Here is a 19,015-nt window from a genome sequence, read left to right as displayed (position 1 = left end):
ATAATTTAATTTCTACTTATTAGAAGTAAAATGTCATGAATTTAATATGTGATTCTTTTATGATAGAAATTTAAAGAGTAATATGTTTTTTTAGGGATAAATGAATACTCACAGTCTTTATAGGCTGTGAGTTTATTATTTTAATGGCTTGAAATAAGTTTATTTGTCAAAGATACATAATAGGAAGTAAAATCTTTCTTGTAACAAAAGGATAATAATTAGGAGTGATACTTTGAAAAAGGTCATAATTGCAGAGAAACCATCTGTTGCTAGAAATATTGCAGATGCTTTAAATATAAAAAAGAGAAAAGATGGATACTTTGAAGGAGAAAATTATCTTATAACTTGGGCTTTTGGTCATTTACTACAGTTATTTGATGCAAAGGACTATGATGAAAATATGAAGGGTTGGAGAATGGAGAAATTTCCATTTATTCCTGAATCCTTTAAATATAAAATCAAGCAAGATTCTATGAATAGAAATATGATTGATAAAGGTGCTGAAAAGCAGATAAAAATAATAAAAGGTCTTATTGATAGAGATGATGTAGATGGAATAATATCAGCAACTGACTTTGATAGAGAGGGACAGGTTATAGCAGATGAAATATTCCTTTATTTTAAAGAAAAAAAACCTGTTTATAGACTTTTATTAAATGAATGGACACCTACTGAGGTTAAAAAAGGAATGGAACAATTGAAACCTAATGAAGAAATGCAGTCACTTCAGGATGCAGGTATAGGTAGACAGTGGGCAGATTGGATAATAGGAATAAACTTAACTTCAGTAACAACAATTAAATATAAATTAAATGATGGGCAAATCCTTAACATAGGAAGGGTTCTTCTTCCAACTTTAAAGATAATTTATGATAGGGATAAAGAGATAGAGAACTTTAAATCAAGTGCTTATTATAAATTAAATGCTACATTTAAAACTACTCAGAATGAAGAGTTTGATGGAACTTATTATGAAAATAATTCAGAGAAGTTTGAAGATAAGAAAGTTTTAGATGATATAAAAGCTAAACTAAAAGGAAAAAATGCTGAGATAATTGAAAAACAAACTGAAAAGAAAAAAGAATATCCACCATTTTTATTTAATCTTTCAAATCTTCAAGGATATATAACAAGTAAATATAAAGGTTGGACTTCAGACAAAGTTTTAAAGGTTGCCCAATCTTTATATGAAAAGAAGTTTATAACATATCCTAGAACGGGAAGCATAGCTTTAGAGGAAAGTTTAGTTGATAGAACGAGAAATGTTTTAGAGAAGCTTAAAGTTGGATTACCTTATGAAGAGCAAGTAAAATTTGTTCAGAGTAAGAGAGTTTTTGATAATTCAAAGGTAGAGAGCCATAGTGCCATAGTTCCAACTTATATGAAACCAAACAACTTAACTCAAGATGAAAGAATAGTTTATACTGCAGTTAAGAATAGATTTTTAATGCAATTCATGCCAGTAGCTGAATTTGAAGAGACAAAAATAACTTCAAAGGTTAATGATCCAGAGGTTAAGGGGACATTTATCTCAAAAGGGAAGGTTCAGTTAGTAGAAGGATGGAGAGTTGTAGAAAAAATAGATAGTAAAGATACAATACTTCCAATGGTAAATGAGAAGGATATTGTTGATGTGGTTGATAGTAAGGTAAATAAAGTAACTAAGAAACCACCTAAAAAGCATACAGAGAAGACATTACTAAGAGTTATGGAGACCTGTGGTAAGAGTTTTAAAGAAGATTCTGAGGAAGATAGCGAAGAGATGATGGCATCTATACTAAGTGGATTTAGTATAGGAACACCAGCAACTAGAGCTGAAACTATAAAAAAACTTAAGGATGTAGGATATATAACCACAAAGGGTAAGAGTTTAACTTGCACAGATTTAGGAAGAACTATAGTTGAAATATTCCCAGTAAAAGAGCTTCTAGACTTAGAGTATACAGGAAGATTGGAAAAAACTCTATCAGACATAGAAAGAGGGAAGGTTAAAAAGGAAGATTTCTTAGAACTTATAAGAAACTTTACTGTGGAAGGTGTTAAGGCTATAAAGAATGATGATTCAATGGCAAAACATATAAAGGTAGAAGCGCCAGAAGGAGTAGAGGTTTTAGGCACATGTCCGAACTGTGGAAACCCTGTAATAGAAGGAGAAAAGGGGTTTGGATGCGTAAACTGGAAGAATGGATGTAAATATACTATTTGGAAAAATGATAAGTATATAAATTCTTTTGGAAAGCAAGTAACTTCACAAATGGTAAAACTTTTATTAGCAAACGGAAAAGTTGGATTTAGAAATATTAAAAGTAGAAAAGGAAATACCTTTGCAGCATATTTCTTTTATGAAAAAGATGAAGAAAAAGGCTACTTCAAATGGAGAATGGAGTTTATTTAAATGTTAATCTGTGTTTTAATGACGTGTTGATTTTTAGATATATCTTCAGACATAACTTAATTTCGCAAAGAGTTTCTATTGTCTATTCCAGAATAATAGCTAAAGCGAAGAACTCCCTTCGGTCAAACAGCTTCGCTTCTTAATGCTATTATTCTTACATATACAATGAAACTCTAATACTCATTAAGATGGTCTTTCAGCTATATCTAAAAATCAATAATGTCTTAAAACATAGCAAAAGTTTAAAAACAATAAAAAACATATAAAGCTTATGTAGATATTTTCTTCATAATATTTATATGTTTTTTATTATTAGCTTCTCTTTTAAAAGTAATGCTTATTTAAAAGAAAGTTTTGGGGTGAAATTCGAATCTTAAGTAATATTTTAAGGTAGGCAAATTTAAAGTTTTATAAGTTAAAGTATATTATTGATTAAATATAATCAAAAGTGAATTTGTAGGTTATTTTAGAGAGGTCTTTGTCTTTTAGGTCAAAGAACTCTTTTTCTATTGGGAAGAGAATTTTTCTTCCGTGATTAGGTGATAAACCCTGAGGAATTACTACAGTTTTATAAGTCTTGTTTAGAACTTCTTTATCATTAGCATCATGAATTGATAAATTGAAGTTTTCTAAGGTTTCAAATTTAGTATTTTCTGTAGTGTTTAGAAAATAAGCATCTATAAAGAGTGTATCGCCTTCTTTGAATATGTTATTTATTATTAAATTAAGAGTATTTTTTTCTATTGAGAAGGCAGTTATTTCATGAATAAATTCTCTGGATTGAAGTGAACTCTCTTCATTAAATGTTTCTTTAGCTTCAATATTTATTGAAGCTGAGTTTAAGGGGACTGCATTTAAATTTAGTGTTGATGGATTTAAAAGTACTGCTAGTGAAAAGAATGCTAAAATTTTTTTTGACATTTTCATAAATATTCTCCTTAATTATAAGCTTTTTAAACCTCTAGTATAAATGTGGGTTTAACTAAGTTAAACCTTTATAAAATAGAGTAGTTTATTTTTAGTATTTCTATAATTAAAGGAATATAGTCTATAAAAAAGAAAAAACAGTGAAATTTTATCACTGTTTATGCAAGGTTTAATATTAAAGCTGCTATCATATATATTGGTGGGGCTAAGAAAACTGTTATTAATCCAGCGACACCTATTGATAATGAACTCATTGCACCGTGAGTTTCACCAATTTCTAGAGCTTTTGTAGTACCAACTGCATGAGCTGCTGTTCCCATTGAAACACCCATTGCAACTTCATGTTCAATTTTAAGAAGTTTACAAACCATAGGAGCTATTACAGCACCTGTAATACCTGTTATTATGATTGCTATAACTGTTATTGAAGGTATTCCACCAAGTCCACTAGCTACTTCAACCCCTATAGGTGTTGTAACTGATTTTGGAACTAGGGAAGCTATAAGTTCATGATTTACTCCTAGGAAATATCCCATTATAACAACACAACACATTGATGCTAAACTACCAACTATGATACCTGTAATTATAGGAACAAAATGATCTTTTAAAAGTTTTAGTTGTTTATATAATGGAACTGCTAATATTACAGTAGCAGGTCCTAAGAATGCATTTATAAAGTTACCTCCAATATTATAAGTTTCAAATTTAATATGGAATGTAACTAGTACAGCTATTACAATTGCAATGGCTATTAATAGTGGATTGAAAAGTGGGAATTTAGTTTTTTTATAAATGGTCATACCAATTTCGAAGGCGAAAAGGGTTAATAAAATCCCAAATAAGGGGTTGTTAACAATGCTGCTCATTGATTTCATCTCCTAATAATTTTTTTTCTTTTCTTCTTATTAAAGCTTGTACAACTAATCCTGTAACACCTATTACTATAAATGTTGATGCGATACATATGAATAATAATTTTAGAACATTTCCTTCTAATAATCCAACAGATGTCATAAGTCCAACCCCTGCAGGAACAAAGAAAAAGGCTAAATGATCTAAGAAGAATTGAGCAACAGTATCAATAGCTTCTACTTTAACAACTTTAGTACATAGTAAAACTAACAATATTAACATTCCAATAATATTTCCAGGTACACTATGTATAAAACTTTTAGAAATGAACTCGCCTATGAAGTAGATTAAAACAACAATAAGCATCTCTCTTAAAAGCTTCACTAGATAATCACTTCCTTTTTTATTAAAAAAATATAAGGAACATTTTCATGTTCCTTATACATTATAGAATGAATTTACAATTAAAGCTATAATCAAAATTCATAAAAATTAATGATTTATACTTATTAAAGCGTTTTCTATATCATTTTTTGATAGGTTGCTTAGAATAGACTCATCATACTTAAGTGCTTTGTTTAAAAGTTCCTTAGCTTTATATGAATCATCTTTTTCTTTTGATATGATTCCCATAAAATAATATGGTTCAGCAAAGTTTGCACATTCATCAATCAATTCATTAAAATAAAAGCAAGCTTGTTCAATATCGCCGATCCTATAAAATATTTCACCAAGATTTGCTCTGATTATTTGGCTTAAATCATCAATTTTTAACCCTTCTTTGCTTATAGAAATTGCTTTTTCAAAATCTTCATCTTGAATTAGAACATATCCATAAACCTCATAGAAATCAAGAGATTTAAAGTTGTTTTCTTTTAAGTCACTTAGTATTTGAAGAGAAGTCTTTGTTTCTCCAAGTTTCCAGTAAAGTATAGCTTGAAGCAAATCAAGTTGATTAGCATCTTCGGGTAAGAATTTTCTTTTTGAAATTATAGACTTTAGAGTTTCTAAAGCTTCGCTATAAGAGCCTTTCTTTAATTCTAAAAATACATAAGTTTTTATAGCCTTAACATTAGAGTTAGGACAAAGAGCTGCTTTTCTATAATATCCCAAAGCTTCTTTAAGATTATTTGATTTCAGCTCCTTAGCTCCTTTGAACATGTGTATTAAATGCTTATTTACTGTTAACTTAAATACTAAAAATGATATAAGCAGGATGCTCCCCATTAGCAAACTTACTTTAATCATAAAAAAGACTATTCCAATTACTATCAGAAGATTAAGAAGATTTTTAGCCCCTTTTTTATTCATAAAATTATCCCCCTTTTTTTTATTGCTTATTAAGAAGATTATACTATATTTGTAAGTTGGATAATATTGAAATTTTTAAATGTTAAATTAAATTTTAATAAAATTATTATATTATAATAAATGAATGTTGTTCTCTTCACATTTTCTAATCATATCTTGGTCCCACATAGAAGCTTGAACTTCACCAATATGAGCTTTTCTTAAGAAGAACATACATATTCTTGATTGACCGATTCCGCCACCTATAGTGTAAGGTAACTTACCTTCAAGAAGCATTTTATGGAATGGTAAATTTTTTCTATCCTCACAACCAGCTATTTCTAATTGCTTTAAAAGACTTTCTTCATCAACTCTTATACCCATTGATGAAAGTTCAACAGCTTCACCAAAAAGAGGATAGTAGAATAATAAATCACCGTTTAATGTCCAATCATCATAGTCTGGGCTTCTATCATCATGCTTTTCCCCAGAAGCTAATTTACCACCGATACCTATGATGAATACTGCACCATATTCTTTACAAATTGCAGTTTCTCTTTCTTTTCCAGTAAGATCTGGATATTTATCTTCTAGTTCCTGAGAAGTTATGAAAGTTAATTCTTCAGGAAGTAATTTTTCTATATGTGGATACTTTGAAACTATAAAGTCTTCTGAATCTTTGAAAGCTTTATAGATTGATTTTACAGTTGATTTTAAAGTGGCTAAATTTCTTTCTTCTTTTGAGATTATCTTTTCCCAATCCCATTGGTCAACATAAACAGAGTGAATGTTATCTAAATCCTCATCTCTTCTTATGGCGTTCATATCAGTATAAAGTCCCTCACCGTGTTCAAACTCATATCTATGAAGAGCAAGTCTTTTCCATTTAGCAAGAGAGTGAACTATTTGAATATTAAGTTCTGGCATAGCTTTCATATCAAAGCTTACAGGTCTTTCAATTCCATTTAGGTTGTCGTTTAGTCCTGAGCACTCGTTAACAAATAAAGGTGCAGAAACTCTTGTTAGGTTTAAGTTTTCAGCTAATGAATCCTCAAAAAAGTCTTTAAGCTCTTTTATAGCTACCTCAGTTTCTCTAAGTGATAATAGTGGTTTATAATCTTGTGGTATAAATAATTTTTCCATTTAAAACAACTCCTTAAATTAAAATAGTATGGTATGTATTAGTATTTACATTACCGTTTTTAATAATAAATTTTGTTAGGCCCCAAACAAGTTTTTAAAATTAAAAATATTTTTATACGTATAATTTATTTCTTAAGAATTTTTATAATATATAAAAGAGAATATAAAAAAGCCCTCATCCTATAATTAAATAGGACGAAGGCTGAATAATCATAATCTCCGCGGTACCACCTATGTTAGCACAAAAAGCACTCACTTTAATACAGTGCATCTTAACACTGTTCTTCTTTTAACGGAAAGAAACCCGTCTAAGTCTACTGTTCAAAAATAATTTTTGAAGTTCGGTTAGAAGCTCAAGGATGTTTTTCATCAAAGGTATAGTATGAGGCTTACACCGTCCCTCAATCGCTAAAACTCTTTCCTAGGATTACTTCTTCCTATCAATGCTTTGTGCAATTCATTTATTTAATAACTAATATATACTATAATTTATATTTTGTGAAGGGGTTTTTTAAAATTTTTTTAATTTTATGTTATAATGGGTGAAAAAACATACAGTTTTAAAAGTAGATAAAAGGAGAAAATTTATGATAAAAGCAGTTTTATTTGATTTAGATGGAACTTTAATAGATACTAATGAATTGATATTAAAATCATTTCAGCATACATTTAAAGAAATGTTAAATTTAGAACCATCGGAGGAAGAAATAACAATTAATTATGGTAAGCCATTACAAGAAACTTTTAAGGCTTATGATGAAAATAAAATAGAAGAGATGATAGCTTGTTATAGAAAGATAAATATGGAGCTTCATGATAATACATGTAAAGAATTTAGTGGAGTAAAATTTATGTTAGAAACATTAAAAGAACAGGGCATTAAGTTAGCTGTAGTAACTTCTAAGAAGAGAGATATGGCTGAAAGAGGAGCAAGATTAATGGGTATATTCCATTACTTTGATGCTTTTATAACACCAGAGGTTACAGTTAAGCATAAGCCAGAAGGTGAGCCTGTTTTAAAAGCTTGTAGTGAATTAGGGGTTAAGCCAGAGGAGGCTTTAATGGTGGGAGATTCACCTTATGATATTTTAGCAGGAAAAAATGGAGGAGCAAAAACATGTGGCGTTACATATACAGCTTTACCATTAAGTAAATTAGAGGAGAGTAAACCAGATTTTTGGGTGGACAAGCCTCTTGAAATTTTAGACATAGTAAACAAATTAAAGTAGATTATAAATAAAGATTATATTTTAAAATAGAGTTGATTTATAGATATAGATAGTAATAAACACTCACTTAAAATATAATTTAAATAAAAAAAGATTTAGTCTAATTAGACTAAATCTTTTTTTATATTAAAATATATTTCTTCTACGTCTTCTACGTTTTCTTAAGTTAATTGTTCTTATTAAGAATAGAATTAAAACTACTATAAGTATAGCAATTACTAATATTCCTAAGTAGCTTAAGAAGTTTACTTTTATAAGTGTAAATGTGCTTATATCAGCTTTTACAGGATAATCTTTAGTGTAAGCTCTTTGAGCTACAGTAACAGATGCTGATTCTGGATTAGAAGCTATTTGCCAAGCATTCATACCTTTTAAATCTATTGATTTAGAAGTTTCTTTTTCATTTACAGAGTTATCATAGTAATTAATATTTTCAGTAGCAGTGAATGGTATATCTATAGTTTTAGTTGGACCAAACCATCTGAATAATTTGTATTTTACTGGAATAGTATCAACTGTTGTATCAGCTTTTATGAAAGGAACTTCCTCTACATTATAGCTATAGTCGATTATTTTTTTCATATCATTAAATACTGTTTCGTCTTTAGCATCATATTGAGAAGATAAAACTGCACCTACTATTTTTCTTCCGTCTCTCTCGTAAACTGATACTAAACATCTACCAGCTGGAGTAGTGAATCCAGTTTTTCCACCAATATTTCCGTCGATACCAAGTTCTTTATTTCTATTATGTAAAATTACTTTTTTACCATTAACAGTTATTGAACTTTCTTTAAGTCCCATTGTTTCTTGAACCCAAGGATTTTTGAAACCATTTTGAACTATAACGGCTATATCATAAGCTGTTGTGTAGTGATCATCATCATGTAATCCATTTGGAGTAACAAAATGAGTATTTTTTAAACCAAGGTCTTTAACTTTTTGGTTCATCATATCACTAAATTTCTGAGCATTGCCTGCCACACCATCTGCTATTACATATGCAGCATCATTTGCTGAGAACATAAGTAATGCTTTCATTAAATCATTGTCATTCATTTGTTCACCAACAGGAATTGGTCCAAAACTATCATTTAATGTATAGGGTTGTTGAGCCTTAGCATCAGCTGTATAAGGAAGAGAATCATTTTTATTAGCATGTTCAGCAAATAACAGACCAGTCATAACCTTTGTCGTACTAGCTGGATATGCTCTTTCATCAATTCCCTTTGCATAAATAATTTCGCCTGTATCATAATCAAGTGTTACAGCATATTTACCAACTATATCAGGTTGTTGAATCTCAGCAGCTTGTACAGTTGCTTTTGCTGGGGTAAATAATGATACTGATAAAGCAACTAATAATGAACTTAAAAGCTTTTTCTTAAATTTAATCAATTTTCATCTCTCCTAATTTTAAAGTCTCATTAAACTTTTTTAATTATAACATCTATGGGGGATAATAACAATAAAATAAAGTTGGTAAGTGTAATGGTTTAAGTATAGAATTAATAATATATTTCTTATATAATATAAGAATATTTTAAAAGAAATTTAATCTGTAATTAGGATGTGATATATATGGCAGGATTAACTGTAGATGATATTTTAAAGGAGAGTGAGGTGGGTACATTAATTCCACTTCTAGTTGAAGTAGATGATAAAAATGTTCCAATAATTTTTGTTAAAGATTATTTAGATGCTCTATGTGATATAGGAGATAACGTTTTAGTTGGACTAAAGAGTAGTATTATAAGCAATAAAAAAATGGATATATTTCTTATGATGATACGATTTGATAATAAAGAAGAGAATACTTATGATATGTGGTTAAACTACGGTTTTAATTGGCATTTTGAGTTTTTAAATAATCTTATTAATTCTGAAAGAATACTTATAGACTTCAGAGATGAATATAACAATAGAATAAAGACTATTGAAGTTGAAAATACAATAAAATCTGATTTGATTAAATATAGAGATGAATGTGAAAGTATTGTTTTAGTTAAAGATGGGAAAGAAGATAATGTAATAATGATTAATAAGATTAAGAAATATAAAAATTGGAATAATGATGAAGCTTTAGACTTAATGGATGAGGTTTTATCTGATTATGATAGTTTAGAAGACATGTGGGAAAATCTATAGTAAAGTATATAAACACCAATTCTTTGAAATAATAATTTTGAAGGTGGGTGATAAAATGAAAAATAATAAACAGGCTAGAGAAGAGAGAAAAAGAAAAAAAGGTCATGAACCAAACGATGGAACTTTTATATCTTATAAAGATAGTGAAGAGTTCAATATGGATGGTAGTGCAAGATATGGAGCAGAACAGGAAAGTTGTGATGCCTAGATTATAGGTAGTATAGCATAGGGCTGTAACAGCTTTAATCAATAAACTTAAATAACTACTTTTATAATGATACTAAAGGTTAGTTATGAGTAGGAAGTTTATGTTTAGAGAGAGTGATACAGCCCTATGCTTTTTAGTATGTAGAAAATCTTCTTTCACGAGTTTCTATAGCAAGGTCTTTTTCATCTATGTTTGTAACTCTACAAAAACCATTTCCTTTTAAAAGTTGAGATCTAAACTTTCTAAGAGCGTTTTCTTCTCCCTGTGCTTCTATTAAAACTTTACCATCATCAAGGTTTTTAGCATAACCAGTTAGAGAAAGTAGACTAGCTTGATATTTACAAAAGAACCTAAACCCAACCCCTTGAACTTTACCATCAACTAAATATTCTTTTCTTAGCATAAAATAGCACCTCCTTTAATATTATTATAATTAGAATACACATAATTAGTATGTATTTTAAAAATATAAGTGGAAATAATAAATTAATAATGAAGAAATTATGCAAATATCCCTGTTAATGTTTACATAATTAGGAAATTCTATGTATAATATATTTAAGGGAAATAATTTTTAGGAGGAATTTTCATGAGTTTAGAAAAAAGTCTTGTTTTAATAAAACCTGATGCTGTTGAGCGAAATATTATAGGGAAAATATTAGAAGTTTATGAAGGAGCAGGACTAAAGATAAGGGAAATAGAGATGAAGCAGATAACTAAAGAATTTGCTGAAAAGCATTACGAAGAACATAATGGGAAACACTTCTTTGATTCTTTGATAAAGTATATTACAAGAAGTCCATTAGTTGCTTTAGTTGTGGAAGGGGAAGATGCTATTAATAAGGTAAGAACTTTAAATGGTGCAACAAACCCTGAAAATGCGGAGTTCGGTACTATAAGAAGAAGATTTGCTTTAAGTGGTACAGAAAATTCAGTTCATTCATCAGACTCATTAGAAAGTGCAGATAGAGAAATAAAATTATGGTTCCCAACAACTTCATGTGAAGAAATTTGTGGATAATAGAAAATGCATGTGCAAAGCACATGCATTTTTTTAGTAAACACATTTAATTTCTAACCAAGCTTCATCATATTTTCTAAGTATTTTTTCAGGTAAATCAATAAATACTTCAGAGTTTTTTAGTGATTCAGGATCAGGATATGCAACTTTATCATCTCTTATTTCTTCAGGTAATAATTCATAAGCTGCTGTGTTTGGAGTAGAATATCCTATATATTCAACATTTTGTTTTGCGTTTTCTGGCTCGCAAAGGAAGTTTATAAATTTTTCAGCATTTTCTTTGTGCTGAGTATTTTTAGGTATTGCAATAGCATCAAACCACTTATTAGAACCTTCCTTTGGAAGTGCATAAGCTAAATCAGGATTTCTTTCAATCATTGTCACGGCGTCTCCAGACCATGCAACAGCAAGTGATGCCTCACCAGCTACCATTACGTCTTTTACTTGGTCAACCATATAAGCTAAGATTAATCCATCTTTCTTTTGTTTCATAAGCTCTAATTTAGCTTGTTCTATTTGATCAAGGTTTTCTGTATTTAAAGAGTAGCCAAGTTTTTTCTCAGCAACTGCCATAGCATCTCTAACACTATCAGGCATTATTACTTGGTCTTTATACTTTGTATTCCAAAGTATATCCCAGCTGTCTACAGGATCAGTAACTTTTTTAGTATTATATATTATACCAACTGTTCCCCACATGTAAGGTACTGAGTACTCATTTGTTGGATCATAAGCTAAATCTTTAAATTCATTTCCAATATATTTGTAATTAGGAATGTTATCATAATTTATTTTAGCTAACATATCCTCTTTTTTCATTTTTTCTATCATATAGTCTGAAGGGATTATTATATCATAAGATACATTTCCACTTTTTAATTTTTGGTACATTATTTCGTTAGTATCGTAAACGTCGTACTTAACATCTATACCAGTTTCATCTTCAAATTTAGTAATAAGGTCAGGATCTATGTAATCACCCCAGTTATAAACATAAAGAACGTTACTACTATTATCTTGATTTTGAGCATTTTCATCGCTTTTCTTTGCACCACATCCTACGAAGAGTGATGTTGAGATTAAAGCGGTACAAGCTAGTGCTAGGAATTTTTTCATCTTCATATTAACGTTCTCCTTTCACTAAAGATTGTTTTTTATTAGCTATAAGAAGTAATGCAAGAACAACTATAAACATTAATGTTGAAAGAGCATTTATTTCTGGAGAAATACCTCTTCTAGCCATTGAATAAATTTCTATTGAAAGGTTTGAAACTCCAGGTCCTGTAGTGAAGAAACTTATAACAAAATCATCAATTGACATTGTGAAAGCTATTAAGAATCCAGCAGCTATTCCAGGCATTATTTGAGGAATTATAACCTTTCTTAAAGCGTATGATGGTGTAGCTCCTAAGTCTAAAGCGGCATCAGTAAGGTTTGGAGGAAGCTGTCTTAGCTTTGGTAAAACAGATAATATTACATATGGAATATCAAATGTTATATGAGCTAAAAGCATAGTCCAAAATCCTGGCTTAAGACCAAATAGAGTACCGGCAATTGCAAATAAAGTCATTAATGAAATACCAGTAACTATATCGGGATTTAAAACTGGTAAGTAGTTTACATTTAATAATAAGGTTCTAGGACCTCTTTTCATATTGTTAATTCCAATAGCACTTATAGTTCCTATGATAGTTGCTACCACGGAAGCTATTACTGCTATAAGAACTGTATAATAAAGTGCTTCTAATATTCTTTCATTTTGAAGTAGAGAAGTATACCACTCAAAAGTGAAGCCTTCCCAAACAGCCATAGATTTTGAACTGTTAAATGAGAAAATCATAAGAGTTACTATAGGTGTATATAAGAATATGAAAACTATAGCTAAATAAAATTTAGATATAAAGTCACTTAACTTTTTTACCATAGCTGCTTACCTCCTTCTTTACCGTTTCTTTCGTATTTAGACATAAATCCCATTGAGATTAATATTAATATCATCATAAATATTGATAGGGCAGAACCGAAGTTCCAGTTACCTATTGTTGTGAATTGTTGCTCAATAAGGCTACCAACAAGCATATATTTTCCACCACCTAAAAGGTTTGGAATTACGAAGTTTGATACTGCTGGCATAAATACCATTGTTATACCTGAGATTATTCCAGGAATACTAAGTGGTAATATAACTTTTCTGAAAGCTTGAGATTTAGTAGCGCCTAAATCATAAGCTGCATTAACTAAGTTTTTATCTATTTTTATAAGTACTGTGTATATTGGTATAACCATGAATGGTAAGAAGTTATAAACCATTCCAAGTAATATTGCACCATCTGTATAAAGCATTTTTATAGGCCCTATTCCAATGTAACCTAAAAGAGTATTTATAAGACCATCTCTACTTAATATAGCCATCCATGCATATGTTCTAAGTAGGAAGTTCATCCACATTGGAAGTATGAATAAAAGTATTAAAATATTTCTTCTCTTCATAGGAAGTTTAGAAATTATATAGGCGACAGGGTAACCAACTATTAAACATAAAACAGTTGATAAAAGTGCAAGCCAAATTGAACGCACGAATACGCCAAAGTATATTGGCTCAAATAATCTTTGGAAGTTCTCAAAAGAGAACACAAATCTTCCATCAACCTTTGAAGTAAAGCTGAAGAAAACTATTAAAAGTAAAGGTATAACTATAAATAATGCACTCCATACTACATATGGATAAGCTGCAAAGGATAACTTTTTATTAGAATTTTTCATTTTTAAACATCACTCTCTTTTTTCATTATGTGTATGCTTTCAGGATCAAGGTTTAATCCAATTTTAGATCCTACCTCAGCGTGTTTAGTGTTGTGTAATATCCAAGTATATTTTTCATCCTTTACTTCTATTTCGTAGTGAACACCTTTAAAGATAACTGAACTAACAGTTCCGCCTAACATACCTTCTTCATATTTAACCATTTCAAAATCTTCAGGTCTTATTACAACTTCTATTTTTTCATTTTTATCAAAGCCTTTATCTACACAATCAAATGTTTTCCCAGCAAATTCAACTTTATAGTCATCTAACATAACTCCATCAACTATGTTACTTTCACCTATGAATTTAGCAACGAATGAGTTAGCAGGCTCATTATATATGTCTTCTGGAGATCCCATTTGTTGAATTTCCCCTTTGTTCATAACAACTATAGTATCTGACATAGTTAAAGCTTCTTCTTGGTCGTGAGTTACAAATATGAATGTAATACCTAGTTTTTGTTGTATTCTTTTTAATTCAAGTTGCATTCCTTTTCTAAGCTTCATATCTAAAGCTCCAAGAGGTTCATCTAGTAAAAGAACTTTTGGTTCATTAACTAATGCTCTAGCAATTGCAACCCTTTGTTGTTGTCCACCACTTAAAGATTCAATATCTCTTTGTTCATATCCTTCAAGGGCAACAAGTTTAAGCATTTCTTTAACTTTTTCATCTATAACATTTTTAGGTAATTTCTTTAATTTTAATCCAAATGCTATATTCTCATAAACGTTCATGTGAGGGAATAGAGCATATTTTTGGAAGACAGTATTTAGTTGTCTTTCATAAGGTGGTATGTCATTAATAATATTATTTTCAAAGACCACCTGACCATTATCTGCGGTTTCAAAGCCAGCTATTATTTTTAAAGTGGTTGTTTTACCACATCCACTAGGTCCTAAAAGAGTTAGGAATTCATTCTTTTTAATGTTTAAAGAAAGGTTATCTAAAATCGTATTTTTACCATATGATTTAGTGATTCCTTTTAATTCAATAATATTATTATCTTTCAAATTCAACACCTCTGCTTTCTAAATCTTCATAATTAAAATGATGGTGGAGTACTTACCCAAATAACCTTTGCAGAAACTTTCCCTGCGTTTGAGATATAGTGATTTGCTTTTGGTTTGTAGTAGAAACTCTCACCTTTTTTAACTTTTACTTTTTTATCTCCTAGATGAAGGTATATAGTTCCAGATAAAACATATCCAAATTCTTCACCTTCATGAGGTTCTTCTTCTATGTATTGACCACCTGGCTCAAGAGTAATCATTATTGGTTCCATATCATTTTTTTGAGCATTTGGAACAAGCCACATTAGGTTATACTTTAATTCTTCGTTTTCAGTCTCAAACATATCATCCTTAGAGAAGGCAATCTTTTCATTTGTATCCTCGCTAAAGAATTCAGTTAAGTTTGTACCTAATATATCTAATATGTCTATTAAAGTAGCTATTGATGGAGAAGTAAGGTCATTCTCAAGTTGAGAGATAAATCCCTTAGATAATTCACATCTATTTGCTAATTCTTCTTGTGTTAACTGTTTGGCCACTCTGAGACGTCTAATTTTATCTCCTATTTCCAAGTTTCACACCTCTATTTCTTAATTATAAGTTTTACTAAACTTTAAGTTTAAAATTACTAAACAAACAAAAATAATTATAAATACTTTTTAAATAAAAATCAATAAAAATTTTCAAAAATAACATTTAAGTGAAAAATTGCTTAAAAAGAGTAAAGTAGCAACTTACAAGCTCTTATAAGATTGTATAGTTTAGAAAAATTTATTATTTAATTTAGTATAGCTAAACTATTAAAGAATAATTCTTAAATACTTATGAAAAAATTTCACAGTTTGTGGTAATTATGATAAAATACTCTTGAATTAATAAAATGATTGGTGTGATAGTGTGATAGATAATAGAAACTGTTATAGAAGAGAAGGCAGAAAAGTCTATATAAGAACACCTTATTTAGAAGAGTTAAGTTATACTGAAAAGTTATGGGGCGATATGAATAGTATGAAGGATGTTGGTAAAATAATATCCTTTCCAAGATACAAGTGGGATGGTTTTTATAAAAAAATGGTAAGTCCTACTGATGGAAGAAATCTTTATTGTTTAGTATTTGACTATAATGATAATCCAGTAGGAGAGGCTAGCTTTCATGGATATGATTCTGTAACTAAAACAGCAAGATTAAATGTCAGAATAGAAAATGCATATAGAAATTTAGGATATGGAAGCGAAGCAGTACAGCTTATATTAGAGTGTTTTTTCAATGAGTTCGGTGGATTATATATGCTAGACACAGTTTCGATAGAGGGTAATCGTGAGAGGTTAGAAAAAATAGGATTTAAGCTTATGTATAGAAATAAAGATGGTTACTCTTACAGGTTATCAAGAGATGATTTTAAATCTAGTGCAAAAGATTTAAAAGCTAGAACTATAGGAATATTTATATATGAAGACATGATGGCTAGTTCAGTAGTTTCATTTATAGAGATATTTGAAAATATAAATAAGGTATTAGATAAAGAGTTAATAAAAATAGAACTAATAGGTTCACAAAATATAATTAAGAATAGTGGATTATATAGTATTAACTTTAGAAACTTAAAGCACATAAGTGATGTGAACTTAGATGTAATAATAGTTCCGGGAAATAAGACAAATAAGTTTAAGTTTAATGAGGATTTTGATGGACTTTTAAAGAGTATAAATGGATGTGAAATTGTACTTGTTTTAGGAAATGGAATAATACCTTTTATAAAGAATAGATTGTTAAGAGGATTGAAGTCTTATTCATCTAAAGAATGGGAAGACGATGTTAAGGAAGAGTTGGCTTTAACATCCTGTTCAAATGAAAACATAATTGATAATGGTAGATTGATAATGGTTAAGAAGAAGTCTTATGAGGTTGAAGGGATAAAATATATTATAAAGAAACTTTTTGGAGAATCAGTTCTAAATAAGTTGGATTTATAGAGATTTAATAACAAGTTGATTCTGTGATTAGAATCTAAGAATAGGAGTTGTTTATTATATGATAAACATAAAATTGGACCAAGACAAAAGAGGAAATGTAATATTTAGAGCTAATATAGACGAATCTCATAGAGATAACAGAATAATAAAGAGAGCTTTATTTGAAAGTAGAGTAACTAAAGGAAATACGGATTTTAAATATACTATACCAATGAAATACTTTTGGCCTATATTAAACAATGTTGATAAGGAAATTTTAGAGGTGAGTGAAGAGAGTAGAACAGATTTTTTAGAATTCTCTGATGAATATGAAGAGTGTTATTATTATAGTTATAAAGCAACACCAGCATATATGAAAAGATGGAGAGATGAAGGGTGTCCACCTATATCTAGAGTAGAGTTAAACATGGAAACTTTAGAATTGAATAAAAAAGTTGTATTTGAAAGATTAATATAAAAAAGCTTTGAGAAAAAACCTCAAAGCTTTTTTGTTTATGTTATTGCCATTCTTCTACATTTTCTAATCCAGGTATAGAAGAGGCTTTGAATACAGGTTCTTTAATACCTGCGCTTTTTTGTTTTGTGTAATCCTTAAGTGCAAGGAATGCGTATTTTCCAAGGAACAGTATAGTTATAATATTTAATATAGCCATAAGCCCCATGAATAGGTCTGCTAAGTTCCAAACTAAAGCAACCTCTGTAACTGATCCAAATAGAACCATACCAATAACAAGAATTCTATATACGTTTAATATCCATTTTTTTGAGTTCATAAATTCTATATTTGTTTGTCCGTAATAGAAGTTACCAACTATTGAACTGAAAGCGAATAGTAATATACAGATTGCTATGAAATAAGCTCCGAAAGGTCCTATTTGAGAAACAAGAGCTTGTTGAGTTAACTCTATACCAGTTAAGTTTGTGTCAGCGTATGATCCAGATAATAAGATTATAAATGCTGTACATGAACAAATTAACAATGTATCAGTGAAAACTCCTAAAGTTTGAATTAAACCTTGTTTAACTGGGTGAGAAACAGTAGCAGTAGCTGCTGCGTTTGGCGCACTACCCATACCAGCTTCGTTAGAGAATAATCCTCTTTTAATACCTTGCATTACTGCGGCACCAAGTCCACCAGCTGTTAGCTGTTTAATTCCAAAAGCAGATTCAACAATAAGTTTTAAAACTGAAGGTAATTCAGTTATGTTTAAAAGTAAGACAACTATTGCAATTAATATGTAAGCAACTGCTAAGATAGGAACTATAATTTCTGAAACCTTAGCAACTCTATGTATTCCACCAAAAATAACTAAAGCAGTTATAATTGCTAATATTATTCCTATTGTTAATCTTGAAAATCCAAATGCACTATGGAATGCAACACTTACTGTGTTAGCTTGAACAGCATTAAATACAAATCCGAAACATATTGTAATAAGTATTGAGAATAAGATTCCTAACCATCTTTTGCCTAGTCCTTTTTCCATATAGTAAGCAGGACCACCTCTGAAACTATCTTTATCTTTAACTTTATATATTTGAGCTAATGTACTTTCTACAAAACTAGATGCTGAACCTATTAAAGCTATAAGCCACATCCAAAATACTGCTCCAGGTCCACCAACTGCTACTGCTATAGCAACTCCGGCTATATTACCAGTACCAACTCTAGACGCTGTACTTATACAAAAGGCCTGGAATGAAGAAACTCCACCTTTTTCTTTACTTGACTTTCCAAAACCATCTCCTAAAAGACGGAACATTTCTTTGATGTATCTAAATTGTACAAACTTAGTCTTAAAAGAAAATAAAAGACCTGCAGCTATTAATAAAACTATTAGTATATAGCCCCAAAGAAAATCATTAAAACTAACTATTATGTTGTTAAGTATTTCCATAAATTCCTCCTCCTGTAGATATAAAATTTTTCGTTTTACGTAACATTTATAATTAATTTTAATACGAAAGATAATAAATTGCAAGAACTAAAATTTCGTTATTCATAAAATG

General features: G+C 29.6%; 20 protein-coding genes and 1 other annotated feature. Of the genes, 7 read left to right on the top strand and 13 right to left on the bottom strand.

The features are described from left to right. Positions 1-232: 232 nt before the first annotated feature. Complete coding sequence (locus ACQZHJ_RS13705; protein ID WP_430486113.1) at positions 233-2,395, top strand: DNA topoisomerase; 2,163 nt, start codon at positions 233-235, stop codon at positions 2,393-2,395. Between the two features lie 432 nt (positions 2,396-2,827). Here the strand turns inward: ACQZHJ_RS13705 and ACQZHJ_RS13700 are convergent, their stop codons facing one another. The 5 genes from ACQZHJ_RS13700 to asnA form a co-directional block, all read right to left on the bottom strand. Further along, positions 2,828-3,322: a hypothetical protein gene (locus tag ACQZHJ_RS13700; RefSeq protein WP_430486112.1), complete on the bottom strand. Its 495-nt coding sequence runs from the start codon at positions 3,320-3,322 to the stop codon at positions 2,828-2,830. 158 nt (positions 3,323-3,480) lie between these two features. Continuing rightward, a complete protein-coding gene (locus tag ACQZHJ_RS13695) occupies positions 3,481-4,191 on the bottom strand; it encodes an LrgB family protein (RefSeq protein ID WP_430486111.1) in 711 nt (236 codons plus the stop codon). After that, positions 4,175-4,561, bottom strand: coding sequence for a CidA/LrgA family protein (locus ACQZHJ_RS13690; protein WP_430486110.1), 387 nt, complete (start codon positions 4,559-4,561; stop codon positions 4,175-4,177). Before ACQZHJ_RS13690 ends, ACQZHJ_RS13695 begins: the two co-directional genes overlap by 17 nt. Positions 4,562-4,669: 108 nt before the next feature. Continuing rightward, a complete protein-coding gene (locus tag ACQZHJ_RS13685; RefSeq protein ID WP_430486109.1) occupies positions 4,670-5,488 on the bottom strand; it encodes a tetratricopeptide repeat protein in 819 nt (272 codons plus the stop codon). A gap of 111 nt (positions 5,489-5,599) precedes the next feature. Continuing rightward, entirely contained in the window at positions 5,600-6,610 is a 1,011-nt protein-coding gene (gene asnA / locus ACQZHJ_RS13680) for an aspartate--ammonia ligase (RefSeq protein WP_430486108.1), read from the bottom strand. A gap of 188 nt (positions 6,611-6,798) precedes the next feature. After that, positions 6,799-7,063, bottom strand: a binding site (T-box leader). A 134-nt stretch (positions 7,064-7,197) separates the two neighbouring features. Here asnA and ppaX point away from each other — a divergent pair. Beyond that, positions 7,198-7,839 carry a pyrophosphatase PpaX gene (gene ppaX, locus ACQZHJ_RS13675; RefSeq protein ID WP_430486107.1) on the top strand — a complete coding sequence of 214 codons (642 nt, stop codon included), beginning with the start codon at positions 7,198-7,200 and terminating at the stop codon, positions 7,837-7,839. Between the two features lie 126 nt (positions 7,840-7,965). On the opposite strand, the gene ACQZHJ_RS13670 is transcribed toward ppaX, so the two are convergent. Then, a complete protein-coding gene (locus ACQZHJ_RS13670; protein ID WP_430486106.1) occupies positions 7,966-9,237 on the bottom strand; it encodes a D-alanyl-D-alanine carboxypeptidase family protein in 1,272 nt (423 codons plus the stop codon). 183 nt (positions 9,238-9,420) lie between these two features. Between ACQZHJ_RS13670 and ACQZHJ_RS13665 the strand changes: the two genes are divergently transcribed. Both ACQZHJ_RS13665 and ACQZHJ_RS13660 read left to right on the top strand, forming a co-directional pair. Next, positions 9,421-9,987, top strand: a complete 567-nt coding sequence (locus ACQZHJ_RS13665) for a hypothetical protein (RefSeq protein ID WP_430486105.1) — start codon at positions 9,421-9,423, stop codon at positions 9,985-9,987. Positions 9,988-10,042: 55 nt separating this feature from the next. Next, on the top strand, positions 10,043-10,195 hold the full coding sequence (locus tag ACQZHJ_RS13660; RefSeq protein ID WP_430486104.1) for a hypothetical protein: 153 nt from the start codon (positions 10,043-10,045) through the stop codon (positions 10,193-10,195). Positions 10,196-10,328: 133 nt separating this feature from the next. Here ACQZHJ_RS13660 and ACQZHJ_RS13655 read toward each other — a convergent pair whose 3' ends face one another. After that, positions 10,329-10,598: an acylphosphatase gene (locus ACQZHJ_RS13655; protein WP_430486103.1), complete on the bottom strand. Its 270-nt coding sequence runs from the start codon at positions 10,596-10,598 to the stop codon at positions 10,329-10,331. Between the two features lie 186 nt (positions 10,599-10,784). Here ACQZHJ_RS13655 and ndk point away from each other — a divergent pair, with 186 nt between their 5' ends. After that, positions 10,785-11,216 (top strand): nucleoside-diphosphate kinase, encoded by a 432-nt coding sequence (gene ndk, locus ACQZHJ_RS13650; protein WP_430486102.1) that lies wholly within the window; start codon positions 10,785-10,787, stop codon positions 11,214-11,216. Between the two features lie 33 nt (positions 11,217-11,249). Here the strand turns inward: ndk and ACQZHJ_RS13645 are convergent, their stop codons facing one another. The 5 genes from ACQZHJ_RS13645 to ACQZHJ_RS13625 are packed head-to-tail and all read right to left on the bottom strand — an operon-like array spanning position 11,250 to position 15,603. Beyond that, complete coding sequence (locus ACQZHJ_RS13645) at positions 11,250-12,338, bottom strand: ABC transporter substrate-binding protein (protein WP_430486101.1); 1,089 nt, start codon at positions 12,336-12,338, stop codon at positions 11,250-11,252. A 1-nt stretch (position 12,339) separates the two neighbouring features. Then, positions 12,340-13,140 (bottom strand): ABC transporter permease, encoded by an 801-nt coding sequence (locus ACQZHJ_RS13640; RefSeq protein ID WP_430486100.1) that lies wholly within the window; start codon positions 13,138-13,140, stop codon positions 12,340-12,342. Next, positions 13,134-13,979: an ABC transporter permease gene (locus tag ACQZHJ_RS13635; RefSeq protein WP_430486099.1), complete on the bottom strand. Its 846-nt coding sequence runs from the start codon at positions 13,977-13,979 to the stop codon at positions 13,134-13,136. Before ACQZHJ_RS13635 ends, ACQZHJ_RS13640 begins: the two co-directional genes overlap by 7 nt. 2 nt (positions 13,980-13,981) lie before the next feature. Then, a complete protein-coding gene (gene potA / locus ACQZHJ_RS13630; protein ID WP_430486098.1) occupies positions 13,982-15,031 on the bottom strand; it encodes a spermidine/putrescine ABC transporter ATP-binding protein in 1,050 nt (349 codons plus the stop codon). A 32-nt stretch (positions 15,032-15,063) separates the two neighbouring features. Beyond that, entirely contained in the window at positions 15,064-15,603 is a 540-nt protein-coding gene (locus tag ACQZHJ_RS13625; protein ID WP_430486097.1) for a helix-turn-helix domain-containing protein, read from the bottom strand. 325 nt (positions 15,604-15,928) lie between these two features. On the opposite strand from ACQZHJ_RS13625, the gene ACQZHJ_RS13620 reads away from it, so the two are divergent. Then, positions 15,929-17,005: a GNAT family N-acetyltransferase gene (locus tag ACQZHJ_RS13620; RefSeq protein ID WP_430486096.1), complete on the top strand. Its 1,077-nt coding sequence runs from the start codon at positions 15,929-15,931 to the stop codon at positions 17,003-17,005. A gap of 58 nt (positions 17,006-17,063) precedes the next feature. After that, on the top strand, positions 17,064-17,462 hold the full coding sequence (locus tag ACQZHJ_RS13615) for a hypothetical protein (RefSeq protein WP_430486095.1): 399 nt from the start codon (positions 17,064-17,066) through the stop codon (positions 17,460-17,462). 40 nt (positions 17,463-17,502) lie between these two features. Here ACQZHJ_RS13615 and ACQZHJ_RS13610 read toward each other — a convergent pair whose 3' ends face one another. Next, the gene (locus ACQZHJ_RS13610; protein ID WP_430486094.1) at positions 17,503-18,903 is read right to left on the bottom strand and encodes an alanine/glycine:cation symporter family protein; all 1,401 of its coding nucleotides are present in this window, start codon (positions 18,901-18,903) and stop codon (positions 17,503-17,505) included. Between the last annotated feature and the right edge of the window lie 112 nt (positions 18,904-19,015).

Source organism: Clostridium sp. B9, assembly GCF_050509515.1.
GTDB lineage: Bacteria > Bacillota > Clostridia > Clostridiales > Clostridiaceae > Sarcina.
This window is presented reverse-complemented; position numbering and strand designations above follow the sequence as displayed.

Coding starts and splice junctions, on each gene's coding strand:
- ACQZHJ_RS13700 (WP_430486112.1), bottom strand. CDS start 3,322: ATGAAAATGTCAAAAAAAATTTTAGCATTCTTTTCACTAGCAGTACTT.
- ACQZHJ_RS13695 (WP_430486111.1), bottom strand. CDS start 4,191: ATGAGCAGCATTGTTAACAACCCCTTATTTGGGATTTTATTAACCCTT.
- ACQZHJ_RS13685 (WP_430486109.1), bottom strand. CDS start 5,488: ATGAATAAAAAAGGGGCTAAAAATCTTCTTAATCTTCTGATAGTAATT.
- asnA (WP_430486108.1), bottom strand. CDS start 6,610: ATGGAAAAATTATTTATACCACAAGATTATAAACCACTATTATCACTT.
- ppaX (WP_430486107.1), top strand. CDS start 7,198: ATGATAAAAGCAGTTTTATTTGATTTAGATGGAACTTTAATAGATACT.
- ACQZHJ_RS13665 (WP_430486105.1), top strand. CDS start 9,421: ATGGCAGGATTAACTGTAGATGATATTTTAAAGGAGAGTGAGGTGGGT.
- ACQZHJ_RS13660 (WP_430486104.1), top strand. CDS start 10,043: ATGAAAAATAATAAACAGGCTAGAGAAGAGAGAAAAAGAAAAAAAGGT.
- ACQZHJ_RS13655 (WP_430486103.1), bottom strand. CDS start 10,598: ATGCTAAGAAAAGAATATTTAGTTGATGGTAAAGTTCAAGGGGTTGGG.
- ndk (WP_430486102.1), top strand. CDS start 10,785: ATGAGTTTAGAAAAAAGTCTTGTTTTAATAAAACCTGATGCTGTTGAG.
- ACQZHJ_RS13645 (WP_430486101.1), bottom strand. CDS start 12,338: ATGAAGATGAAAAAATTCCTAGCACTAGCTTGTACCGCTTTAATCTCA.
- ACQZHJ_RS13640 (WP_430486100.1), bottom strand. CDS start 13,140: ATGGTAAAAAAGTTAAGTGACTTTATATCTAAATTTTATTTAGCTATA.
- ACQZHJ_RS13635 (WP_430486099.1), bottom strand. CDS start 13,979: ATGAAAAATTCTAATAAAAAGTTATCCTTTGCAGCTTATCCATATGTA.
- ACQZHJ_RS13615 (WP_430486095.1), top strand. CDS start 17,064: ATGATAAACATAAAATTGGACCAAGACAAAAGAGGAAATGTAATATTT.
- ACQZHJ_RS13610 (WP_430486094.1), bottom strand. CDS start 18,903: ATGGAAATACTTAACAACATAATAGTTAGTTTTAATGATTTTCTTTGG.